Raw genomic sequence first — 20726 nt, 5'->3', positions numbered from 1 at the left:
CATGGACCGGAAGGGCGCGTGGAGCGATCCACGCGCCCTTTTCGTTGGGCGCTGTCCGTCTCGACAGGCGGATGCGCATGAAAAAAGGGGGCGCCCCGGCCGAAACCGGGACGCCCCCTTTTTTGTCGCTATCGCGCGGATCAGTAGCGGTAATGATCCGGCTTGAACGGGCCGGCCTGCGGCACGCCGATATAATCGGCCTGCTTTTGGCTCAGCTGCGTCAGCTTCACGCCCAGCTTTTCCAGGTGAAGCGCCGCCACCTTCTCGTCCAGATGCTTGGGCAGGACATAGACTTCGTTCTTGTACTGCTCGGGCCGGGTGAACAGCTCGATCTGCGCCAGCGTCTGGTTGGTGAAGCTGGCCGACATGACGAACGACGGGTGGCCGGTCGCATTGCCCAGGTTCACCAGACGGCCCTTGGACAGGATGATGATCTGCTTGCCATCGTCGAACTCGACCAGATCGACCTGCGGCTTGATCTCGGTCCACTTGTAGTTGGAAAGGGCGGCAATCTGGATTTCGCTGTCAAAGTGACCGATGTTGCACACGATCGACATGGGCTTCATCGCCTTCATGTGATCGGCGGTGATGACGTCGGCATTGCCGGTCGCCGTCACGAAGATGTCGGCGCGCTGCACCGCTTCTTCCATCGTCACGACCTCAAAACCCTCCATCGCCGCCTGCAGCGCGCAGATCGGATCGATTTCGGTGACCAGGACGCGCGCGCCGCCATTGCGCAGCGACTGGGCCGAACCCTTGCCGACATCGCCAAAGCCGGCGACGACAGCAACCTTGCCGGCCAGCATCACGTCGGTGCCGCGACGGATCGCGTCGACCAGCGATTCCTTGCAACCATACAGGTTGTCGAACTTCGACTTGGTAACGCTGTCGTTCACGTTGATCGCGGGGAAGGGCAGCTCGCCCTTCTTGGCGATGTGATACAGGCGATGGACGCCCGTGGTGGTTTCTTCCGACACGCCCTTGATGTTCTTCACCGTCTCGGTGAGGTAACCGGGCTTGCGAGCGATGAATTCCTTCACCGCGCGCTGCATCTCGACCTCTTCCTCATTCTCCGGTTCGCCAAAGCTGTGGCCAGCCTCAAGCTTGGCGCCCCACAGCGCGAACATGGTGGCATCGCCGCCGTCGTCCAGGATCATGTTGCAGGTTTCGTCGCCCCAATCGAAGATGCGGCCGACATAGTCCCAGTAATCGGCCAGGCTCTCACCCTTGACCGCGAACACCGGGATGCCGGCGGCAGCGATGGCGGCGGCGGCGTGATCCTGAGTGGAAAAGATGTTGCAGGTCGCCCAGCGGACATCAGCGCCCAGCGCGGTCAGCGTCTCGATCAGCACGGCGGTCTGAATGGTCATGTGCAGCGAACCGACGATCTTCGCGCCCTTCAGCGGCTGCGTCGGACCGAATTCCTCGCGCAGCGCCATCAGGCCGGGCATTTCGGTTTCGGCGATGTCGATTTCCATCCGGCCCCAGTTGGCGAGGCCGATATCGGCAATCACATAATCCTTGGCGGCGTCGATCGTCGCGGTGGCCACAGTCAAATCTCCTGGTCGGCAAAAAGGGCACGGCGCCTCCGCCATGCCATCTGCCCGACCCGATACAGGGGGACGGGGCCGAACGCAATCGCCGTATAAAGAATCCTTTATATGCCCGGAACGCGAGCGGCGGAAATCAGGCGTTGCCCCCACCGGGCGCCAGCAGTCGCGGGTCGATCCCCGCCCGCTCGAACCCGTTCGTCCAGCGGATTTCGGCCGGCATGTCGAACACGATGTCGGTGTCGCCGCCGACATTGAACCAGCCATGGCGGGTCATCTCGTCCTCCAGCTGTCCCTCACCCCATCCGGCATAGCCAAGCGCGACCAGCCAGCGGGATGGCCCCCGCCCCTCTGCAATCGCCCGCAGCACATCGACCGTGCCCGACAGCGCCCAGTTGCCCGCAACATCGATCGTGTCCTGCCCGCTCCAGTCCAGGCTGTGCAGCACAAAGCCGCGCCGCAGCTCGACCGGCCCGCCGAAATGAACGGGGCCGTCCGGGCACTCGCGCGCCTCGATCTCCAGCTGATCGAACAGGTCGTACAGCGACAGCCCCTCGATGATCGCGCCGATGCCGATGCCCAGCGCGCCTTCATCATTATGCGCGCACATGGCGATCACCGCCTGTTCGAAGCGAGGGTCGCCGATGCCCGGCAGGGCCAACAGCAACTGGCCGACAAGATAGGGTGGCGCGTCCATGACGCCCGACTATAGTGCGCTGCATGGCAAACCCAAGCCCGCCCGCTGTTTCCGTGGTCGTTCCGGCATATGGCGTCGCGGACATGGTCGGCGAAACGCTGGCATCGCTCCAGGCGCAGACGCTGACCGATTGGGAGGCGATCGTGGTGGACGACGGCGCGCCGGACGATGTTGCCGGTGCCGTTGCCCCGTTTCTGGCCGATCCGCGCATCCGGCTGCTTCAAACCGACAATGGCGGACTTGCCCTGGCCCGCAACCGGGCGATTGCGGCGGCGCGCGCGCCCATCCTGTCGTTGCTGGACGGCGATGACCTGTATGAGCCGGAGTATCTGAGCGCGATGCACGCGGCCCTGATCGCCGACGACCGGCACGGCTTTGTCACCTGCGACGCGACCTATTTCGGGGATTCGCGGGACGGGGAGCGGTTCACCGATTATTTTCCGCAGGTCCTGCCAATCACGCTGGACCGGGTGCTGGCCCGGCAATTCTATGTCTTTGGCGCGGGGATGTTTCGACGTTCCGCCTTTGATGCGATCGGCGGGTTCGATGCGTCGCTTCGTTCGGCGGAGGATCTGGACTTCTGGGTTCGGATCCTGTCGGCCGGGTTCAGCGGCGGCTATGTGCCCCGGCCCCTGCACCGCTATCGTCGGCGATCCACCTCCCTGTCGCGCAATTCGGCGACGCTGTTCCGGTATGAAGCAGCCGTGTATCGCAAGGCGCAGGCGGCGCTGACCGGGCGACCGGAGGAGGCGACCGCGGCACGCATGGCGGCGCTGATCGAACAGCGGCTGGCGCGGGCGGAGGGTGAGGCACTGATCCTGGCCGGCAACACGTCCGCGGGGCTGGCCCGGCTGAACGACGGGCGCATGGCGGACGAATCCCTGAAATGGCGGATCATCATGGCGATCCTGACGGTGGCTCCCCCGCTCGCCCGGCCGATCCTGTTTGCCCGGGCACGCAACAATCAGCGGCCATGACGGTTCGCCTTTCAATGTCGCGCCACGCATCCTAGATCACGCGCGCATTTGCACAATCAAAGGAGGAACACGCCATGAGCATCCAACCCGGCGACAAGCTGCCCGACGTCACGCTGATCAAGGCAACCCCGGACGGCCCGGACGCGGTCCAGTCCAGCGACTTCTTTGCCGGACGCAAGGTCGCGCTGTTCGCTGTCCCCGGCGCGTTCACGCCGACCTGCTCGGCAAAGCACCTGCCCGGTTATCTGGAACAGGGCGATGCGCTGAAGGCCAAGGGCGTCGATGAAATCGCCTGTGTGTCGGTCAACGATCCGTTCGTCATGGGCGCCTGGGCAAAGGCGAACGAGGCGCAGGGCAAGGTGACCATGCTGGCCGACGGCAATGGCGAGTTTGCGAACGCAATCGGCCTGACCATGGACGGTTCGAAGTTCGGCCTGGGCACCCGCAGCCAGCGTTATTCGATGATCGTCAATGACGGCGTCGTCGAAGCGCTGAATGTCGAAGCGCCCGGCGAGTTCAAGGTCAGCTCGGCCGAGCACCTGCTCGAAACGCTGTAATTTTCCGGTCGCCCCCGCAACGACCCTTGCGGGGGCGAACCTTATGGTGGAACCTTCGCCGCCTGACAGTCGTTCCTTGTCCCGAACTCACGGAGGATTGCGATGACGACAGATAGCGGCCCGGACGCGGCCACCAAGCCCGCCAACGCCAGCGACATTGCCGTGCCCGCCAAAAAGGCACCGGCGCGCAAGCCCAGTGCAGCCAAGACCGGCACCACGGCGAAAACGGCGACCACCAAGGCGCCGACGACGCGCAAGTCCTCTGCCAGCGGCACGGCGGCAAAGACCACGGCGTCATCTGCAAAGCCCAAGACGCCCGCCAAGGCCAAGGCGAGCACCGCCAAGGCCAGCCGCAAGAAGAGCGAATCTGCCGTCGAAAAGACGGTCAAGGCGGTGAAGGCCAACCCCGGCACGATCGCTGCCATCGCCACCGGCGCTGCGGCCGCGGTCGCCGGCGCAATCTTTGGCGCGACCAAGCTGCGCAGCAAGGGCGTGAAGTCCGGCGGTTCGGCAAAGACTGTATCGCCCGCCAAGGATAGCAAGTCGGACGCCTGAACCCCCGCGCCCGGTTTGAAAATGCCACGGATGAAACGATCCCTCGGCGACGGTCTTGTCAGGTTCACATTGTCGGCCTAGCCCGGTCGGCATGAAACAGGCATCAACGATCGTCGCCGAGCTGGAGCAGCTGTACCAGCAATCCGTCCGCAATCTGAAGGAAGCGCTGACCCGCTACCTTGACGATGCGACCGTCCCGCCCCCCGGCGCGCGGACAGACGGCAGTTTTGCCTATCCCGAAATACGCCTGACCTATCATGGCGAGGATCAGCAGCGGCCAGCGCCGCTCCGGTCCTTTGGCCGCCTGAGCGAATCCGGGGATTACCGCATCACGGTGACCAAGCCGGCGGTGTTTTCCGATTACCTGACCGAACAGCTTGATCTGCTGATCCAGGCGTATGACGTCGATATCGATGTGGGGCTCAGCCAGCAGGAAATCCCGTTTCCCTATGTGCTGGACCCCGGCCATGCGCTGAGCCTGGATCAGGTGTCGGCCATCGAGCTTGCCCGCCATTTCCCGGCGACCGAACTGGCGCATATCGGGGACGAAATCGCCGACGGCATCTGGGACGATGGAACGGGCGTCCGTCCGCTTGCCCTGTTCGATGCGCTGCGCACGGATTTTTCGCTGGCCCGCCTGCGCCACTATACCGGCACGCCGGCCGAACATGTTCAGCACTATATCCTGTTCACCAACTATCACCGCTACGTCGATGAATTCGTTCGCTGGGCCTGCGACCAGCTGGGTCCGGACAGCCCCTATACCGGCGTGTCCGCGGCCGGCGGGGTGATGATCCGGGCGGGCGATGATCCGGAACGACTGGTCAGCGACAGCGCGTGGCGGCGGCATCAGATGCCCGCCTATCACCTGATGGCCCCCGGCGGCGCGGGCATCACGCTGGTCAATATCGGCGTCGGGCCATCCAATGCAAAGACGATCTGCGATCACCTGGCGGTGCTGCGTCCCCATGCCTGGCTGATGATCGGCCATTGCGGCGGTCTGCGCCCCAGTCAGCGGATCGGCGATTACGTGCTGGCCCATGCCTATCTGCGGGACGACCATGTGCTGGACGACGTGCTGCCGCCCGAAATTCCGGTCCCGGCGATTGCGGAGGTTCAGCAGGCCCTGGCCCGCGCGGCCCAGACCGTATCGGGTGAGGATGGCGAGGAACTGAAGCGTCGTCTGCGCACCGGCACCATCGTCACCACCGACGATCGCAACTGGGAACTGCGCTTTTCGAAATCGGCCCTGCGCTTTTCGCTGAGCCGCGCGGTCGGCATCGACATGGAATCGGCAACCATCGCGGCGCAGGGTTTCCGCTTCCGCGTCCCCTATGGCACGCTGCTCTGCGTGTCGGACAAGCCGCTGCATGGCGAACTGAAGCTGCCGGGTCAGGCGAACCGCTTTTACGAGCGCGCCATTGCCGAGCATCTCAAGATCGGCATCGAAACCTGCGAAGAACTGAAGCGCGAGGGGTCAAAGCTGCACAGCCGCAAGCTGCGCGCGTTCAACGAGCCGCCGTTCCGCTGACACCTGCCGCGCCCTCCCCGGACGGGAGGGCGCGTGCCGGTACCCCGGTTACCAGCCGTCCGCCTCTCCCTTGATCTGCTCATCCAGCCACGCCTTTAGCGGGGCGAAATATTCAACCATCGCCTTGCCCGACATTTCGCGGCTGCCGGTAAAGGCTTCCAGCGCGTCGGGCCATGGCTTGGACGCGCCCATTTCCAGCATCGCATTCAGCTTCGCGCCGACTTCCTTGTTGCCATAGAAGGAACAGCGGTGAAGCGGCCCTTTCCACCCCGCCTGCTCGCACGCCGCCTTGTAGAACTGGAACTGCAGCAGCCGCGCCAGGAAATAGCGGGTATAGGGCACACTGGCGGGCACGTGATACTTCGCGCCGGGATCGAACTTGTCGCTGCCGCGCTCCTCGGGCGGCACCAGCCCCTGATATTGCAGGCGCAGCGCATCCCATGCCGCCTGATACCCGTCCGGCTTTACCGACCCGGAAAACACCGCCCAGCGCCATTTGTCGATCAGCAGGCCGAACGGCAGGAACGCCACCTTGTCCATCGCCTGACGCAGCAACAGGCCGATGTCCTTGTCCTCGCTCGGCACCTTGGCCGGATCGAGCAGGCCGATCTGGACAAGATAGTCGGGCGTGATCGACAGCGCGACGAAATCGCCGATCGCCTCGTGAAACCCGTCATTGGCGCCGTTCAGATACAGATAGCTCTGATCCTTATAGGCGCGCTGGTAATAATTGTGGCCAAGTTCGTGATGGATCACGACGAAATCGTCGCCATTCACCTTGATGCACATCTTGATCCGGATATCTTCCTTCTGGTCGATGTCCCAAGCAGAGGCGTGGCACACGACCTCTCGGTCCGCAGGCTTGACGAACATCGATCGCTGCCAGAACGTTTCGGGCAACGGCGTGAAGCCCAGCGAGGAATAAAAGCCCTCACCGATCTTCACCATGCCGACCGGATCGGCCTTTTTCGCCTCCAGCAGTTTCGTGACGTCATACCCGATATCGCCCGCACCCTGCGGGGCTACGACATCATAGATATTGCCCCATTCCTGCGCCCACATATTGCCCAGCAGATCGGCCCGGATCGGCCCGGTGCGCGGCTGAACCGCATCGCCATATTTCTCGTTCAGCTTCTTGCGGGTGTAGATGAAGAGGGAGCGGTACAGCGGCTCGACTTCCTTCCACAATTTGTCGGTCAGCCGGGCAAACTCGGCCGGGTCCATGTCGTAATTGGAACGCCACATCGCGCCGACGTCGCGAAAACCCAGTTCCTTGGCACCCAGATTGGCGATCTCGACGCTGCGCGCATAATCCTTGCTCATCGGCGCGCCGACATTGTCGTGCCAGCTCAGCCACATTTCCTTGAGCTTTGCCGGGTCGCGTTCGGTGCCCATCGCGGCCTCGATGTCCGATCCGTTGATCGGCTTGCCGTCCAGCGTGCCGCGACCCTTGCCATAGGCGGACGACATCTTGGTCACCAGGGTGGCCAGCTCATCCGCCGCGCCCTGCGTCGTCGGCGCGGGCAGGGTCAGGCTGGAGCGCAGGATATCCAGTTTGCGCTTGGTATCGGCCGACAGGCCGGGGATTGCGGCATATTTCGCCGCCTCCAGCGCGTATTTCACGGCCATTTCCGTGCCCTCGGCACCGCTCTGTGCAGCGAGTGCGTCGGTGTCGTCGGTGATGTAGGTGGCGTTCACCCACTGGATCCGGCTTGCCTCGATCGAAAAGTCGAACGCTGCCTTTTCCGCGGCCGCGACAAAGGCGTCGGCATCGGCGGGGGTCAGCGCCTTTTCCGGGGCAGGCTTAGCTTCGGCAGCAGGCTTGGCAGGCGCGGGCTTTTGCTGCGCCAGCACGGGCGTCGCCAGCAGGCAGGCAAGGGCAAGGGCGGATACACCGGTACGGATCATGATGGCTGGTCCTTTGGACGCGACAGACGAGTGCGCGTCTTGTGAGCCAGCGTATCGCAACCCGTCAAGCGGTCAGGAAATCCCGGATCGCCTCGCCCAGCTCCCGCTTGGTGACCGCGCTCATGTGATTGCCCGGCACCTCAACCAGCCGCGCATCGGGCAGGAGGTCGGCAAGCGCCGCGTGCGAGCCATTGTCGTCGTCGTCAACGCCCGCGGCAACGAGCACGGGCTGACCGATCCCGGCAATGGCACCCCGCGGCGTGTCGACGAATGTGTCGAGGATACCGAGCAGCGCGACCGGATCACCGCCGGTCGTCTTGAGGAACGCCTCAGCCATCCATTCGGGCGTGCCGCGGGCATGGCTGCCAAGACCGGTCAGCACGCGGCGGAAATGACCAGCGCGCGCGCCGGTGTCCAGCAACCCCTCCAGCCCCATGCCCGACAGGATGACCCGGCGCGGTGCAGGCGCATGGCCGCGCGCCAGGACACGCACCACGGTCCGCGCGCCCAGCGAATAGCCGCCAAGGTCATAGCAGCCTGCATCCAGGTCAAGATGCGCGATCAGCGCCTCTGCATCCATCGCCAGCGCGTCAGCGGGATAGGCAGCGGCGTCGTGCGGCCGTCCGCTTTGACCGTGCGCGCGCAGATCGGGCATGATCACGCGGAATCCGGCCTCGGCCAGAATGGCAGCATGGCCGTACTTGATCCAGTTCGTATTCGCGTCGCTGAAATAGCCATGGATCAGCACCAGCGGCCGCCCCTCGCCCAGCTCGTGCCAGGCGATGGGGGTGCCGTCGAAACTGTCGAACCGCTGGATGCCGTCCATGGCGTTCTGCCTCAGCCCTTTTTCAGGTGGCGGCGGCCCAGCAACTCCGCGATCTGCACCGCGTTCAGTGCCGCGCCCTTGCGCAGGTTGTCGCTGACGCACCACAGCGACAGGCCGTTGTCGACGGTCGAATCCTCACGAACGCGGCTGACGAAGGTCGCATAGTCGCCGACGCATTCGATCGGCGTCACGTATCCGCCGTCCTCACGCTTGTCGACCAGCATCACGCCGGGCGCTTCGCGCAGGATATTCTGGGCCTGTTCAGCCGAAATCTCGTCCTCGAACTCGATATTGATCGCTTCCGAATGGCCGACGAACACGGGCACGCGAACGCAGGTCGCCGTCACCTTGACCTTGGAATCCAGGATCTTCTTGGTTTCGGCCACCATCTTCCATTCTTCCTTGGTCGACCCGTCGTCCAAGAAACTGTCGATGTGCGGGATCACGTTGAACGCGATCTGCTTGGTGAACTTCTTCGGTTCGGCCTGATCACCAACAAAGATGTTGCGGCTCTGTTCGAACAGTTCGTCCATGCCCGCCTTGCCCGCGCCGGAAACCGACTGATAGGTGGCAACGACGACGCGCTTGATCCGGGCCGCATCATGCAGCGGCTTCAGCGCGACGACCATCTGCGCGGTCGAGCAGTTGGGATTGGCGATGATATTGCGGACCTTGTACCCGTCGATCGCCTCAGGATTCACTTCCGGCACGATCAGCGGCACGTCCGGGTCCATGCGATAGAGCGAGGCATTGTCGATGACGACGCAGCCGGCAGCGGCGAAGCGCGGCGCGTGCAGCTTGCTGCCATCGCTGCCGATGGCGAACAGCGCCATGTCCCAACCGGTGGGATCGAAATGCTCGATATTCTGGACTTTCAGTTTCCGGCCTGTCTCACCGAACTCGATCTCGTCGCCCTGGCTGCGTGCAGAGGCCAGTACAGCGATCTCGTCGATCGGGAATTCCCGCTCGGCGAGGATGTTCAGCATTTCGCGGCCCACATTGCCCGTGGCACCCGCGACGACAACCCGATAACCCATGATAACGTCCAGTTCCTTGAAAGCTCCCGCTCGGTGATTGAGCGCGGCTCCTTTAGCGCCTTTGCGCGGCGTTGAAACCCAAGAAAGCCTGTCCGTTACACGAAGCCAAGGTTGCGCGACGCAAAGTTGCCGAGATTGGGCAGGATCGCGCCCAGCTCCGCATCCGGCACCCCGAACCACCGCGCCAGCGTCGCCGCATATTGATCGGTCGCGGTCGAAGGCAACAACCGCCCCTGACCCACCTGATCGTCCGTCTCGATCGAGATGTGCGGCGCCGTGCCGTAATAGCGCCCGCCCTTCACCGCCCCGCCCATCACGAAATGATGGCTGCCCCAGCCATGGTCGGACCCGTCGCCGTTATTGACCAGCGTGCGACCGAAATCGGATGCGGTGAACGTTGTCACCTGTTGCTGCACGCCGAGTTCAACCAGCGCCATATAGAATGCCGCCATCCCCTCATCCAGTTTGGCCATCAGGTCGGCGTGCTTGGCCGACAGGTCATTGTGATGGTCGAACCCGTCCAGCGAGACAAAGAACACCTGCCGCCTTGATCCCAGCTCGCCCCGTGCGCCGATCAGCCGGGCAACGATCCGCAGCTGGTCGGCCAGTTTGTTCTCCCCCGGCGCTAGGTCGAACCCCGTTTTCAGGTCCACCTTGTCCAGCGCCGAATTGACGATGCCCTCCATCCGCATTGATCGTCGGGCCAGCATCGCCAGCTCGTTTTCCATCGCGTGGTCGCGGTGTGCCGTCATCAGCGTGTTGAGCGCGGCTGCGATGGCCGGTGATCCATAGGCCGATTTCTGGATGGGCTGCACCTTGATCGCGCCCTTGGGGCTGATCTGATATTGCAGTGCCTTGTCGCCGGATACGAACACCGCATTGCCGCTGGCGGAAATGCAGGTGAGCAGCGAATGCTGGTTCCGCTCCATCGCCCAGTCGCCCAGCCGCCCGCCCCAGCCGACGACAGCGCCCTCGCTGCCCAGCGCCTGCCACACCGATTGCTGGTCATTATGGCTGAACAGCTTGGGAGGCAGCGGGAAGTTCGCCCGGTCATTTCCATCGAACTGCGCGCGGGTCAGCGGCGTGATCAGCGGGCCGACGTTCAGCACGGGTGCAATCTTCCCGGCATCGAACAACAGCTTCACGCGCGGCATCTGCGGCGGGACCGCATAGGCGATGTCGTCGGTCAGCGTTTGAGCCACGCGCGGCTTGAGCGTCGTCGCCTCAAGGTCCTTGCGGCCATAGCCGATCGCCCCGCGGATCTTCAGATACCGACTGTGATTGACGGGATCGACCGGGATCAGCGTGTTGCCATGATCGTTGCCGCCATAAAGGAAGATGCAGACCAGCGCCCGGTAATCGTCCGCCCCCGGCGCCGCCGCCTCCGCCATATGACCCAGGCTCATCGCCAGCGGGGCACCCGCCCCGATCGCCGTCAGCTGCGATGCACGAGCAAGCAGGGTCCGGCGGCTGACGGGCGTGGTGATGATATGGGCCATGCTCCGCCCTCCCCCCTTACTTCTCGACCAGATATTCGGGCGACGCCATCACCAGCAGACAGGCGCTGGCCAGCCGGTCGAGCTTGCGCTCCTCCGGCGCATCGATCGTCAGCGGGGTGTCGGCCAGCGCATCGGCGATCAGCGTCACCGATGCGTCGGACAGTCGCCCGGCGGCCAGATGCAGGTTCAGCCATTCGGTGACCGCCCGGGCGTCATGCGCCATCGGCAACAGTGCGGCATAGCTGGGGCGGATGCCCCGCGTGCCCCAGCGGATCGTCCATTGCAGAAAGTTCAGATAACCGGCGATGCTGGTCTCATTGGCAATCTGAAACTCCGGGGCCAGTTTGTCCGCCCGCGCGATCTCGGTCTGCGGCGGGCGATAGCCGGGGCGAAAGAAGTTGAACACCGATGGCGACCGCAACGGGCTTTGCGCCAGCGCCTCGTCATTGCGGCTGGTGTCGAACATCTCGAACGGTTCATCGACCTGTTTCAGGCCGACCGTGCGCGCCCAGCCGACATAGCGGAGGACCGGCTCCCTGACCTTTCCGGAAAGGCGGTCGTCGGGCCGGGGCGGCGCCATCGCCTCCGGATCGGTCAGCACGGCGCGCCACACCGCCTTCAGGTCACCGCGCACGCCCTTGCCATTGTCGGCAAAGGCGGCGGCGACGCGCCCGACATAGGCGGGGCTGGGATTGCTCGTCACCAGTCGCTGGATCATCTGCCGGCCAAAGAACGGGCCGACATTCGGATGGTTGAACAAATGATCATGCGCCATGGCTAGCGCCGTCTCGCCTGGCGTGCCCTGCGGGATGGTCAGGCCGAGAAAGGTGACCGCCAGGCTGGAATGTTTCGCGGGATCGAGCACCATCGGGTCGAGGCAGAATTCCTGGCTGATCACCGGATAATCCTGCCATGCCACATCGGTCCGTTTCACCCGGCGCATGTCATGGTCGTACCCGGTAAAGACCCGCGCCAGATTGGTGACGTCACTCTGCGTATAGGTTTCGATCGGCTTGCCCGCCGCGTCCAGCCGCACTGTCCCATCGGCATTGAGTTCATACAGGCCGATGGTGAACAGCTGCATGATTTCGCGGGCATAATTCTCGTCCGGCTGTCGACCGGTGGCCGGGTCTTCCTTCAGATTGCCCTTGGTATTGAGGTACATCCCCATCGCGGCGTTCAGCGTCACCGCCTGCATCAAATCGCGGAAATTGCCAAAGGCATGGCGGGTAAGCACCGACCAGTAACCCGCCATCATATAGGGCGGCCAATATCCGTCGATCGGGTTGAGCGAGACGACAAAGAACTGCGACAGGGCAAAGGCAAGCCGCTGTCGCATCTCGTCCGGCTGGGCGATCAGCTGGTTCCAGATCATGTGATCGCCCGCTTGGGGCCAGAAATAGCGCGCCTCCCTGGTCACCGCGGCATGGCCGTTCGCCGTCAGCCATTCGGCCCCGCTCTGCCCAGGCGCGGCAGCGAAATGCCGGTCCAGCCAGCGATCAGGCCCGATGCTCAGATAGTCGGCAATGTCATCGGGGGTGGCGGCGAACTTGGCGCGCTGAATGAACCGGGCCGCCAATGCTGCATCGCTGGTCGCGGTCGCCACCAGGCTCCTCCCCTGCTTTCGTTAGCGCAATCATACGCCAGGCAGTGGTCCGGTCAATCAGGCCGCCTCGCTGGGCATGGTGGTCCAGCCAAGCCGGGGAATGGCGATCGATCGCCGTCCCGAAAGGTCGGTGCGCACGACGAACAGATCGCGGCTTTCGATATAGCCGATCAGGCGGCGCACCCGGCCGAGCGATGCCGTGCCATAGACGCGGGCCAGTTCCTCATCGGCAGGACAGGCCACCCCCTCGCGCGCAGCACGGGCAATCAGCAGGAACGGCCCCAGCATCTCGTCTGGCAATTCCCTGGCCAGCCGGAATGCCGGTGCCCATTCAGCATCCAGCCCGTCGATGATCCCGGCGCGGGCAGCGGACAGACGCCGCGAGAACGCCGCCAGATCGACGGGCGGCTGTTTCAGACCCTGCATCCGGCACCGCACCTGGAAATCCTGAAACAGCACGGCCGCCGGGCGGGTGGCGGAATCCGCCTCCTCCACAATCGCCTTCAGCACATCGGCAATCACTGCCTCTGCATCCAGATCGGCAAACAAATCCGGTTCCGGCTCCGGCGCATCTTCGGGCCGGGGGGCCTCGATCACGGCGAGCACATCCTCGGCCGATACGGGTTCCGGTTCCGGTTCGCGCACGATCTGGGGCGCGTGGTCGACTGGCGCGAACAGCAGGTCCTTCATGTCGCCAGCCGGCGCATCGGGAAGCGGGACCAGCTTGGGGCTGCCGCTGCGGGCACTGGTTTCGACCGAGCCGATGGTGACCGCAACCGGGCGACGCGACACGGCCGGGCCAAGGGCAAGGAAATGCCCGCGCGCCAGATCGCGGATCGCCTCTGCCTGACGGCGCTCCATGCCCAACAGATCGGCCGCGCGCGCCATGTCGATGTCGAGGAACGTGCGGCCCATCAGGAAATTGGACGCCTCTGCGGCTACATTCTTCGCCAGTTTGGCCAGCCGCTGGGTGGCGATCACCCCGGCCAGGCCGCGTTTGCGACCCCGGCACATCAGGTTTGTCATTGCCGACAGGCTGGCCCTGCGCACCTCCTCGGCCACTTCGCCGCCACCGGCCGGGGCAAAGAGCTGTGCCTCGTCCACCACCACCAGCGCGGGATACCAATGGTCGCGCGGTGCATCGAACAGGGCATTCAGGAACGTGGCGGCACAGCGCATCTGACCCTCGGCCTCCAGCCCCTCAAGGCTGAGCACGACAGAGGCGCGATGCTGGCGGATGCGCTCCGCAAACCGCTCGATTTCACGCTCGGCATGGTCGGCGGCCTCGATCACCACATGGCCATAGGCATCGGACAGGGTAACGAAATCGCCCTCCGGGTCGATCACCACCTGCTGCACCCGGCCGGCACTTTTTTCCAGCAACCGGCGCAGCAGATGCGATTTGCCTGAACCGGAATTGCCCTGAACCAGCAGGCGCGTCGCCAGCAATTCCTCAAGGTCCATCACCACCGGCCTGCCCGCCGGATCGACCCCCATGTCCACGCCAATCGTCATGCCGTCGGCCATGGCGGATCGAATCGGACTGCGGCAAGGGGGGAGTGGATCACTCCGGCTGTTTGGCAGCGGCGCGGCCCGTTACCCGATCGGCAAAATCCAGAATGGTCGTCCACAAATGCTCGCTGATCCCCGGCCCCGCAACGCGGTGCGTCTGACCCGGATAGAGCATCAGTTCAAACGGCACTGCCGCCTTCTGCATCTCTGCCATCATCACCGTGGAATGGTCCAGCACGACATTGTCGTCGGCCATGCCGTGGATCAGCAGCAGCGGATCGGCGATCTTGCCCGCATTCACCACCGTGTTCGACGTCTTGTACGCCTCTGCCACCTGTCGCGGGTCGCCCATGTACCGTTCGGTATAATGGGTGTCGTACAGTTCCCACTTGCTGACCGGCGCACCCGAAATGCCGCCGGCGAAAACGCCCTGTCCCGCCTCCAGCATCTTCAGCGTCATATAGCCGCCATAGGACCAGCCATAGGTGACGATGGCGTCCGGATCGACGAATGCCTGAGTCTTCAGCCATTGCGCGGCGGTCAGCTGATCCTGCACCTCGACGCTGCCCATCGCCTGATACAGGTGATCCTCGAACGCCTTGCCCCGATTGGCCGCGCCGCGATTGTCGATCTGGAAAAAGATATAGCCGCGCTTCACCAGGAACTGCTGCAGCGCGCCCGACCATTGCCGCGCCACCGTCTGGCTGTGCGGGCCGCCATAATGCTGAAAGAACACCGGATACCGCTTGCCCGGTTCCAGCACCGGCGTGACCATTTCCCAGTGCAGCGTAGTGCCGTCGGCCGCCTTCAGCGTGCCGAACCGCTTGGGCCGGTGGCTTGCGACATAGGGGAAATAGGGATGCGCCGCATCCAGCGCGTTTTCATTGACCCACGCAATGCGCTTGCCATTGGCATCGGCCAGCCAGGTCTGCGGCGGCTGATCCGGGTTGGATCGGGTGACGATCATCCGGCTGGCATCGCCATTGCCCGACGCGCCATGCCACCAGCCCGCTTCGGTCAGCCGCACGGGTTCGCAGCCGGCCAGCGGCACCGTGTAGAGGTGCCGTTCCAGCACGCCATCCTTGTTGCCGGAAAACACGATCCGGCCCGCCCGTTCGTCAATGCCGACCAGACCGGATACTTCCCAGTCACCGCGGGTCAGCTGTTTCCACTGTCCCCGGTCAAAGCGGTACAGATGGCCGTGACCATCCCGTTCCGACCACCATACAAGCGTTCCGTCCTTCAGAAAGCGATAGGCGTTGGACAGGTTGACCCAGCTGCGCTCGCCCGCCTTTTCCGTAAACAGTATGCTTGCAGCGCCGGTCTGCGGATCGACCGCCAGCATATCCAGCACCTTCTGGTCGCGGCTCTGCCGCTGGACGTACAGCGTCTTGCCATCGGGTGCCCAGTCGACCCGCGCCAGATAGATGTCGCGGTTTTCGCCCAGATCGACCTTTACCCGGCGCTTTCCGCCGTCATGCAGGACATAGAGGTCGACCAGCACATTGTCGGTGCCCGCCTTTGGATAGCGTTGGTCATAGACGCGGGTGCCGTCTGCACCGATCGCGGCGCGGCTGACGACGGCGACGGGCGCCTCGTCAAATCGTTCGACCGCGATCATGCTGTCATCGGGCGACCACCAATAGCCCTGGGTCCGGTCCATTTCCTCCTGCGCGACGAACTCCGCCTCGCCCCAGTGAACCGTCTCGCTGGATTCCTCCGGTGTTGCCGCCACCGCCTTGCCGCTCGCCTGATCCAGCAGCATCAGACGTCCGTTCTGGATATAGCTGACCACAGAGCCGCGCGGGCTGATTTCCGGGTTGAGTTTCGGACCCGTGCCGGCGGGCAGCTTTTCAGAGGTTCCATCCAGCCCGGCGCGATACAGCTCGCCATCCAGCGGCACGAGGATCGACTTGCCGTCCGGCGCCCAATCATAGGCGACGATACCGCGGGTGCCGCCGATGCGGGCACGCTCGCGCTGCATCTTTTCCGCCTCGGACAGTTCGCCACCGCTCGACAGCTTGGCGGAATCGACCAGCATCCGCCATTGGCCGCTGCCGGTATCCATGGCCCAAAGGTCATAGCGATCCCGCTCTTCCGAGCGATTGCGCAGCAGCGTCAGCCATTTGCCATCGGGCGACAGGCGCGCGGCGCGCGGGGAACTGCCATTGAGGTCGGGGGAGGCAAAGACGCGTTTCAGGGTCAGGTCGGCGGGCGCTTGCGGGTCGGCAGGGGTCGCTTGCGGCTGAGCCGGGGTGGCCTGCGGCTCAATAGCCATGGCGGCAGTTCCCAGCGATAGAGCGGCGATCGCGACGGCCCATTTGCCCATCCTTGTTACTCTCCAAAATCATCCCTGCACCGACGGCGGATACCGGCGCATTCAAAACGACAATTCAGGGCCAAAGGCAACCCGAACCGGCAGATCGGCGGTGCGCAGGGATTTCTGCGGAGCAGCATGGCGCATCACAGGCGCTGTAGGCAAGAAAGGCGCCCGACAGGGTCGGACGCCTTTCTGTTTGCCAACCGGTCCGGCCAGCCGATTATTCGGCGGCAGCGGTTTCCGTCGGGCGCGGATCGCGGCGTTCGGCGATACGAGCCGACTTGCCGGTGCGGCCGCGCAGATAATAGAGCTTGGCACGACGCACGACGCCGCGACGGACGACTTCGATGCTGTCGACGTTGGGCGAATAGAGCGGGAAGACGCGCTCGACACCCTCACCGAACGAAATCTTGCGGACGGTGAAGTTGCTGCCCATGCCCTTGTTCGAGCGGGCGATGCAGACGCCTTCAAAGTTCTGAACGCGGGTACGCTCGCCTTCGACCACCTTCACGCCAACGCGCAAGGTGTCGCCGGGGCGGAAATCGGGGATCTTCTTCGCTTCGTTGAACTTGGCGATGTTCTCGGCTTCGATCTGCTGGATGAGGTTCATCTCATTCTTCCTTCTGTCGCCGCGCGCCAGAGGGCGACTGGACCCGAGCGCCCTCATGGCGCTCCCACAGGTCCGGCCGCCTTAGCCGTGTATCGGTTTCGGCCATCGACTTTCGCCATGCCGAAATCCTCGCATGATCCCCCGATCGCAGCACTTCGGGGATCGTGCGCCCTTCCCATTCGACGGGCCGGGTATAATGCGGGTATTCAAGAAGGCCGCTTTCGAAGCTTTCCTCATCCCCGCTTTGGGTCGCGCCCATTACGCCGGGAATGAGCCGAATGCAAGCGTCCAGCGTGACCAGAGCGCCCATTTCCCCGCCGGAAAGTACATAGTCGCCGATGCTGACCGGTTCGATCGGCCGGGCATCGAACAGGCGTTCGTCAAATCCCTCGAACCGGCCGCAGAGGATCGACACGCCCGGCCCGGCGGCGAGTTCGCGGACGCTGGCCTGGGTCAGCGGGCGACCGCGGGGAGACATGGCCAGCATCGGGCGGTCATAGCCGACACTGTCACAGGCGGCGGCAAGCACGTCCGCCTTCAGCACCATGCCCGCCCCGCCCCCGGCCGGCGTGTCGTCGACGGTTCGGTGCTTATCCGTCGCAAAATCCCGGATCTGAACGGTTTCCAGCGCCCATTTCCCGTCCGCCAGCGCCCGTCCGGCGATGGAATGGCCAAGCGGCCCCGGAAACATGTCGGGGTAAAGGGTCAGGATGGTGGCGCGGAACGTCATGCCAGCCCCTTAGTGTCAGTCCGGCCGGAACGCCAACCGGCCTCAAGGCTGGCTGATCTGGCGCAGCTGTGGCTGGAACCGGAGTGCCTGGATGGTCAGCGGATCGGTGGGCGCAAGCAGCACCTGGCCATCCAGCAGGCCGCGTTCGCAATTCCAGCGGAAACTGGCCTGCATCCGCGTCTGCACCGCCAGCGGTTCGGCGCTGGTGCAAGCGCCGAGCTGTCGTTTCAGCCGCGCCAGTTCCAGCGCCCAGTTGTCCGCCGACCGATCCATCAGGAAGTTCATCGCCAGCTTGCCCTCAAGCGGCTTCAAGGTGCCGGCCGCATAGGCGGCGCGGGCGGCATCGACGAACCCGGCAAGGTGCGGCGCTTCCACCGGCGGCCTTGGCGGGGCGGCACCGTTGCGGGCCAGCGCATAGAGGCTTTGCCAGACGGCGACGGCCGGCGCCTGATAGGTGCGGCTGGCAAAGGCGAAGGCGGCGACCCCGCGTTCGGGAGCCAGTACGACGAAACTGCCATAGCCGGGATAGCCCCCGCCATGGCTGAGCGTCAGGCCAAGGTCGCAATCGGGTGTGGTGCGCATCCCCATGCCATAAGCGATGGCGTGGACGCAGCGGTCGTCGGCCCCCTGTCCCGGTCGGGGTGCGATGCGGACGAAGTTCAGCCCCTGCGCCATTTCGCGCACCGTCGAGCGGCGGACCGGGCCGGTTTCTGCGCCATCCCGTTCCGGCCAGGCGGACAGAAGGAAGGACAACCATTTGGCATAATCGATGGCGGTGGTGTGCAACCCGCCCATCGCACCGAATGCACCATCGCGCATCGACGGTTCGGCGACCCAGCGGTCATTTTCCCAGCGATAGCCGACGGCCAGCTTTTCCGGCGGGACATCGGCGATTTCGTACCCCGACTGGTTCATGCCGAGCGGCGTCAGGATCGTGTCGCGGATATAGCGCTGATACGGCTTGCCCGACGCGTTGGTGATGATCCGGCCGAGCAGCGCATAGCCATAGTTGGAATATTCATGCGCCAATTGCGGGGTACGGCTGAACGGGACACCGCGGGCGATCATGGCGGTAAAGTCCCCCTCGCCCAGCACCTGTTGCCGGTCGCCCCAGGGATCGTCGGTCACCATGCCCGTGGTGTGGGCCAGCAGGTCGCGGATGCGGATGCGCGGGGCATCGGTGGTGGGATAGGCCCAGCCCTTCATTTCCGGGACATGGGTTTCGGCAAGGTCGTCCAGCCGCAGCTTGCCCGCATCGCGCAGCGACAGGATGGCGAGCGCCGTGAACGCCTTTGACATGGACGCAATGCGGAACCGCGTGTCGGCTTCGACGGCACGCGGGCTGCCCACCCGCTGCACCCCTTCGGCCGAAACCAGGTCCAGCTTGCCGTTGCGGACGACGCCATACACGAGGCCGGGCACCGGCGTTGCCTGTTGAAAGGCGTCGAAAGCGGCATGGATCTGCGTTTCAGCGTCCGCCGGGATCGCCTGCTGTGCGGTCGCTGCCGATGCCCAAAAAAGCAGCATCATGGGGGTCAGCCGGGTGACAGTTTTGACAGATCGACCAAGATTTATGCGTGGCGGGCGCTGGCGGTCGGGCGCGAAAAGGGCTGAAATCGGCATATCCGCAGCCAATCAGAAGTCGGGCGGTTAGGAAAGCGAAAAGCGAAGCGCCCCGCGGCGCAAAGTCCAGCGGCAATGGCCCGGAAACCGGCCCACCGATTTAGGCAGGTCCGTGAAGCTTGAGCATCGTTGCGAGCGATGGGACCCAAGCCAGATGCGGATGCTGGATTGCCTCGCTGCGCTCGCAATGACGGAAACGCCGGGAGGGTTCAGGCGTCGATCCAGGCGGTGTTGACCACGAGCCGGTCGTCATTCCAGTCCGGCACGGCGGCGGGCGTCATGGGGACCATGAAGCGTTTGGCGTCGGGCCGTTCGATTTCGATGACGTCGCCCGCGCCGAAATTGTCGATTGCCACCACCGATCCGACCGCGACGCCATCGTCGGTGACGACGGGCAGGCCGATCAGGTCGACATGGTAATATTCACCCTCGCCCAGCGGGGGGAGAGCGGCGCGCGGCACGGTGAGTTCCGTGCCGCGCATCGCCTCTGCGGTGTTGCGGTCGCGCACCTCGGCAAAGCGGGCGATGGCGCCATTGGGGCCATCGCGCAGCGCCTTTAGCGTCAGTGCGCCGCCGTTGAAGCTGGCGAAACCGGCCAGCGTATCGGCAAACACCTTTAACCGGACCTCGCCCGTCACGCCATGCGCGCCGATGATGACGGCCAGAGTGACGGGGCGGTCAGCAGGCAAGGGTTCAGCCCTCGGCCTGTTCCTCGGCGGCATCGGCAGCCGGGGCTTCTTCGGCCGCAGCTTCTTCGGCCGGGGCTTCGGGTTCGGCGGCCTTGGCTTCGGCTTCCGCCTTGGCAGCGGCGGCGGCTTCTTCAGCGGCCTTCAGCTTTTCGGCACGCTCTTCGGCGCGCTCCTTGGCCTTTTCGCCCGGCTCGGCCTTTTTCGGGTTGCTGCGGGCCGCACGCTCCTTGATGCCGGCGGCGTCCAGGAAACGGGCAACGCGGTCGGTCGGCTGCGCGCCGACGCCCAGCCAATGCTTGGCGCGATCGGCGTCGAGCTTCACGCGCTCCGGCGAATCCTTGGCGAGCAGCGGGTTGTAGGTGCCGATCTTTTCGATGAACTTGCCGTCGCGGGGCGAACGGGCGTCAGCGATGACGATCCGGTAATAGGGCCGCTTCTTGGAGCCGCCGCGCGACAAACGCATGGAAATTGCCATTTAACTTCGTCCTTCTATCTGAAA

General features: G+C 64.4%; 18 protein-coding genes. 4 read left to right on the top strand and 14 right to left on the bottom strand.

Annotation, left to right across the window (positions count from 1 at the left end; all coding sequences use genetic code 11):
• Positions 1 to 140 precede the first annotated feature (140 nt).
• Positions 141 to 1550, bottom strand: coding sequence for an adenosylhomocysteinase (gene ahcY / locus NYR55_RS01475; protein WP_260019480.1), 1410 nt, complete (start codon positions 1548 to 1550; stop codon positions 141 to 143).
• Positions 1551 to 1686: 136 nt separating this feature from the next.
• Positions 1687 to 2247 carry a YqgE/AlgH family protein gene (locus tag NYR55_RS01470; RefSeq protein WP_260019479.1) on the bottom strand — a complete coding sequence of 187 codons (561 nt, stop codon included), beginning with the start codon at positions 2245 to 2247 and terminating at the stop codon, positions 1687 to 1689.
• A 23-nt stretch (positions 2248 to 2270) separates the two neighbouring features.
• Here NYR55_RS01470 and NYR55_RS01465 point away from each other — a divergent pair, with 23 nt between their 5' ends.
• From NYR55_RS01465 to NYR55_RS01450, 4 genes are all read left to right on the top strand, one after another.
• On the top strand, positions 2271 to 3224 hold the full coding sequence (locus tag NYR55_RS01465; RefSeq protein WP_260019478.1) for a glycosyltransferase family A protein: 954 nt from the start codon (positions 2271 to 2273) through the stop codon (positions 3222 to 3224).
• A 74-nt stretch (positions 3225 to 3298) separates the two neighbouring features.
• The gene (locus NYR55_RS01460; RefSeq protein ID WP_260019477.1) at positions 3299 to 3781 is read left to right on the top strand and encodes a peroxiredoxin; all 483 of its coding nucleotides are present in this window, start codon (positions 3299 to 3301) and stop codon (positions 3779 to 3781) included.
• Between the two features lie 102 nt (positions 3782 to 3883).
• Positions 3884 to 4336 carry a hypothetical protein gene (locus NYR55_RS01455; RefSeq protein ID WP_260019476.1) on the top strand — a complete coding sequence of 151 codons (453 nt, stop codon included), beginning with the start codon at positions 3884 to 3886 and terminating at the stop codon, positions 4334 to 4336.
• A 91-nt stretch (positions 4337 to 4427) separates the two neighbouring features.
• Positions 4428 to 5867, top strand: a complete 1440-nt coding sequence (locus tag NYR55_RS01450) for an AMP nucleosidase (RefSeq protein WP_260019475.1) — start codon at positions 4428 to 4430, stop codon at positions 5865 to 5867.
• Between the two features lie 48 nt (positions 5868 to 5915).
• On the opposite strand, the gene NYR55_RS01445 is transcribed toward NYR55_RS01450, so the two are convergent.
• From NYR55_RS01445 to rpsP, 12 genes are all read right to left on the bottom strand, one after another.
• A complete protein-coding gene (locus tag NYR55_RS01445) occupies positions 5916 to 7775 on the bottom strand; it encodes a M2 family metallopeptidase (protein ID WP_260019474.1) in 1860 nt (619 codons plus the stop codon).
• Positions 7776 to 7839: 64 nt separating this feature from the next.
• Positions 7840 to 8601 (bottom strand): alpha/beta hydrolase, encoded by a 762-nt coding sequence (locus tag NYR55_RS01440; protein ID WP_260019473.1) that lies wholly within the window; start codon positions 8599 to 8601, stop codon positions 7840 to 7842.
• 11 nt (positions 8602 to 8612) lie between these two features.
• Positions 8613 to 9638: an aspartate-semialdehyde dehydrogenase gene (locus NYR55_RS01435; protein ID WP_260019472.1), complete on the bottom strand. Its 1026-nt coding sequence runs from the start codon at positions 9636 to 9638 to the stop codon at positions 8613 to 8615.
• 95 nt (positions 9639 to 9733) lie between these two features.
• The gene (locus NYR55_RS01430) at positions 9734 to 11137 is read right to left on the bottom strand and encodes a DUF1501 domain-containing protein (RefSeq protein ID WP_260019471.1); all 1404 of its coding nucleotides are present in this window, start codon (positions 11135 to 11137) and stop codon (positions 9734 to 9736) included.
• 16 nt (positions 11138 to 11153) lie between these two features.
• Positions 11154 to 12743 carry a DUF1800 domain-containing protein gene (locus NYR55_RS01425; protein ID WP_260019470.1) on the bottom strand — a complete coding sequence of 530 codons (1590 nt, stop codon included), beginning with the start codon at positions 12741 to 12743 and terminating at the stop codon, positions 11154 to 11156.
• Positions 12744 to 12800: 57 nt separating this feature from the next.
• Positions 12801 to 14258 carry an ATP-binding protein gene (locus NYR55_RS01420; protein WP_260019469.1) on the bottom strand — a complete coding sequence of 486 codons (1458 nt, stop codon included), beginning with the start codon at positions 14256 to 14258 and terminating at the stop codon, positions 12801 to 12803.
• A gap of 49 nt (positions 14259 to 14307) precedes the next feature.
• Positions 14308 to 16533 carry a S9 family peptidase gene (locus NYR55_RS01415; protein WP_260019468.1) on the bottom strand — a complete coding sequence of 742 codons (2226 nt, stop codon included), beginning with the start codon at positions 16531 to 16533 and terminating at the stop codon, positions 14308 to 14310.
• A gap of 262 nt (positions 16534 to 16795) precedes the next feature.
• Positions 16796 to 17185: a 50S ribosomal protein L19 gene (gene rplS, locus NYR55_RS01410; RefSeq protein ID WP_260019467.1), complete on the bottom strand. Its 390-nt coding sequence runs from the start codon at positions 17183 to 17185 to the stop codon at positions 16796 to 16798.
• A gap of 1 nt (position 17186) precedes the next feature.
• Positions 17187 to 17915: a tRNA (guanosine(37)-N1)-methyltransferase TrmD gene (gene trmD / locus NYR55_RS01405; RefSeq protein ID WP_260019466.1), complete on the bottom strand. Its 729-nt coding sequence runs from the start codon at positions 17913 to 17915 to the stop codon at positions 17187 to 17189.
• Between the two features lie 42 nt (positions 17916 to 17957).
• Positions 17958 to 19445: a serine hydrolase domain-containing protein gene (locus NYR55_RS01400; protein ID WP_260019465.1), complete on the bottom strand. Its 1488-nt coding sequence runs from the start codon at positions 19443 to 19445 to the stop codon at positions 17958 to 17960.
• 302 nt (positions 19446 to 19747) lie between these two features.
• Entirely contained in the window at positions 19748 to 20227 is a 480-nt protein-coding gene (rimM, locus tag NYR55_RS01395) for a ribosome maturation factor RimM (protein WP_260019464.1), read from the bottom strand.
• A gap of 4 nt (positions 20228 to 20231) precedes the next feature.
• Entirely contained in the window at positions 20232 to 20702 is a 471-nt protein-coding gene (gene rpsP, locus NYR55_RS01390; protein ID WP_260019463.1) for a 30S ribosomal protein S16, read from the bottom strand.
• Positions 20703 to 20726: the final 24 nt, after the last annotated feature.

This window comes from Sphingomonas sp. BGYR3 (genome assembly GCF_025153455.1).
GTDB lineage: Bacteria > Pseudomonadota > Alphaproteobacteria > Sphingomonadales > Sphingomonadaceae > Sphingomonas.
Note: the sequence above shows the minus strand (reverse complement) of the source record. Positions and strands in the feature narration are given on the sequence as shown.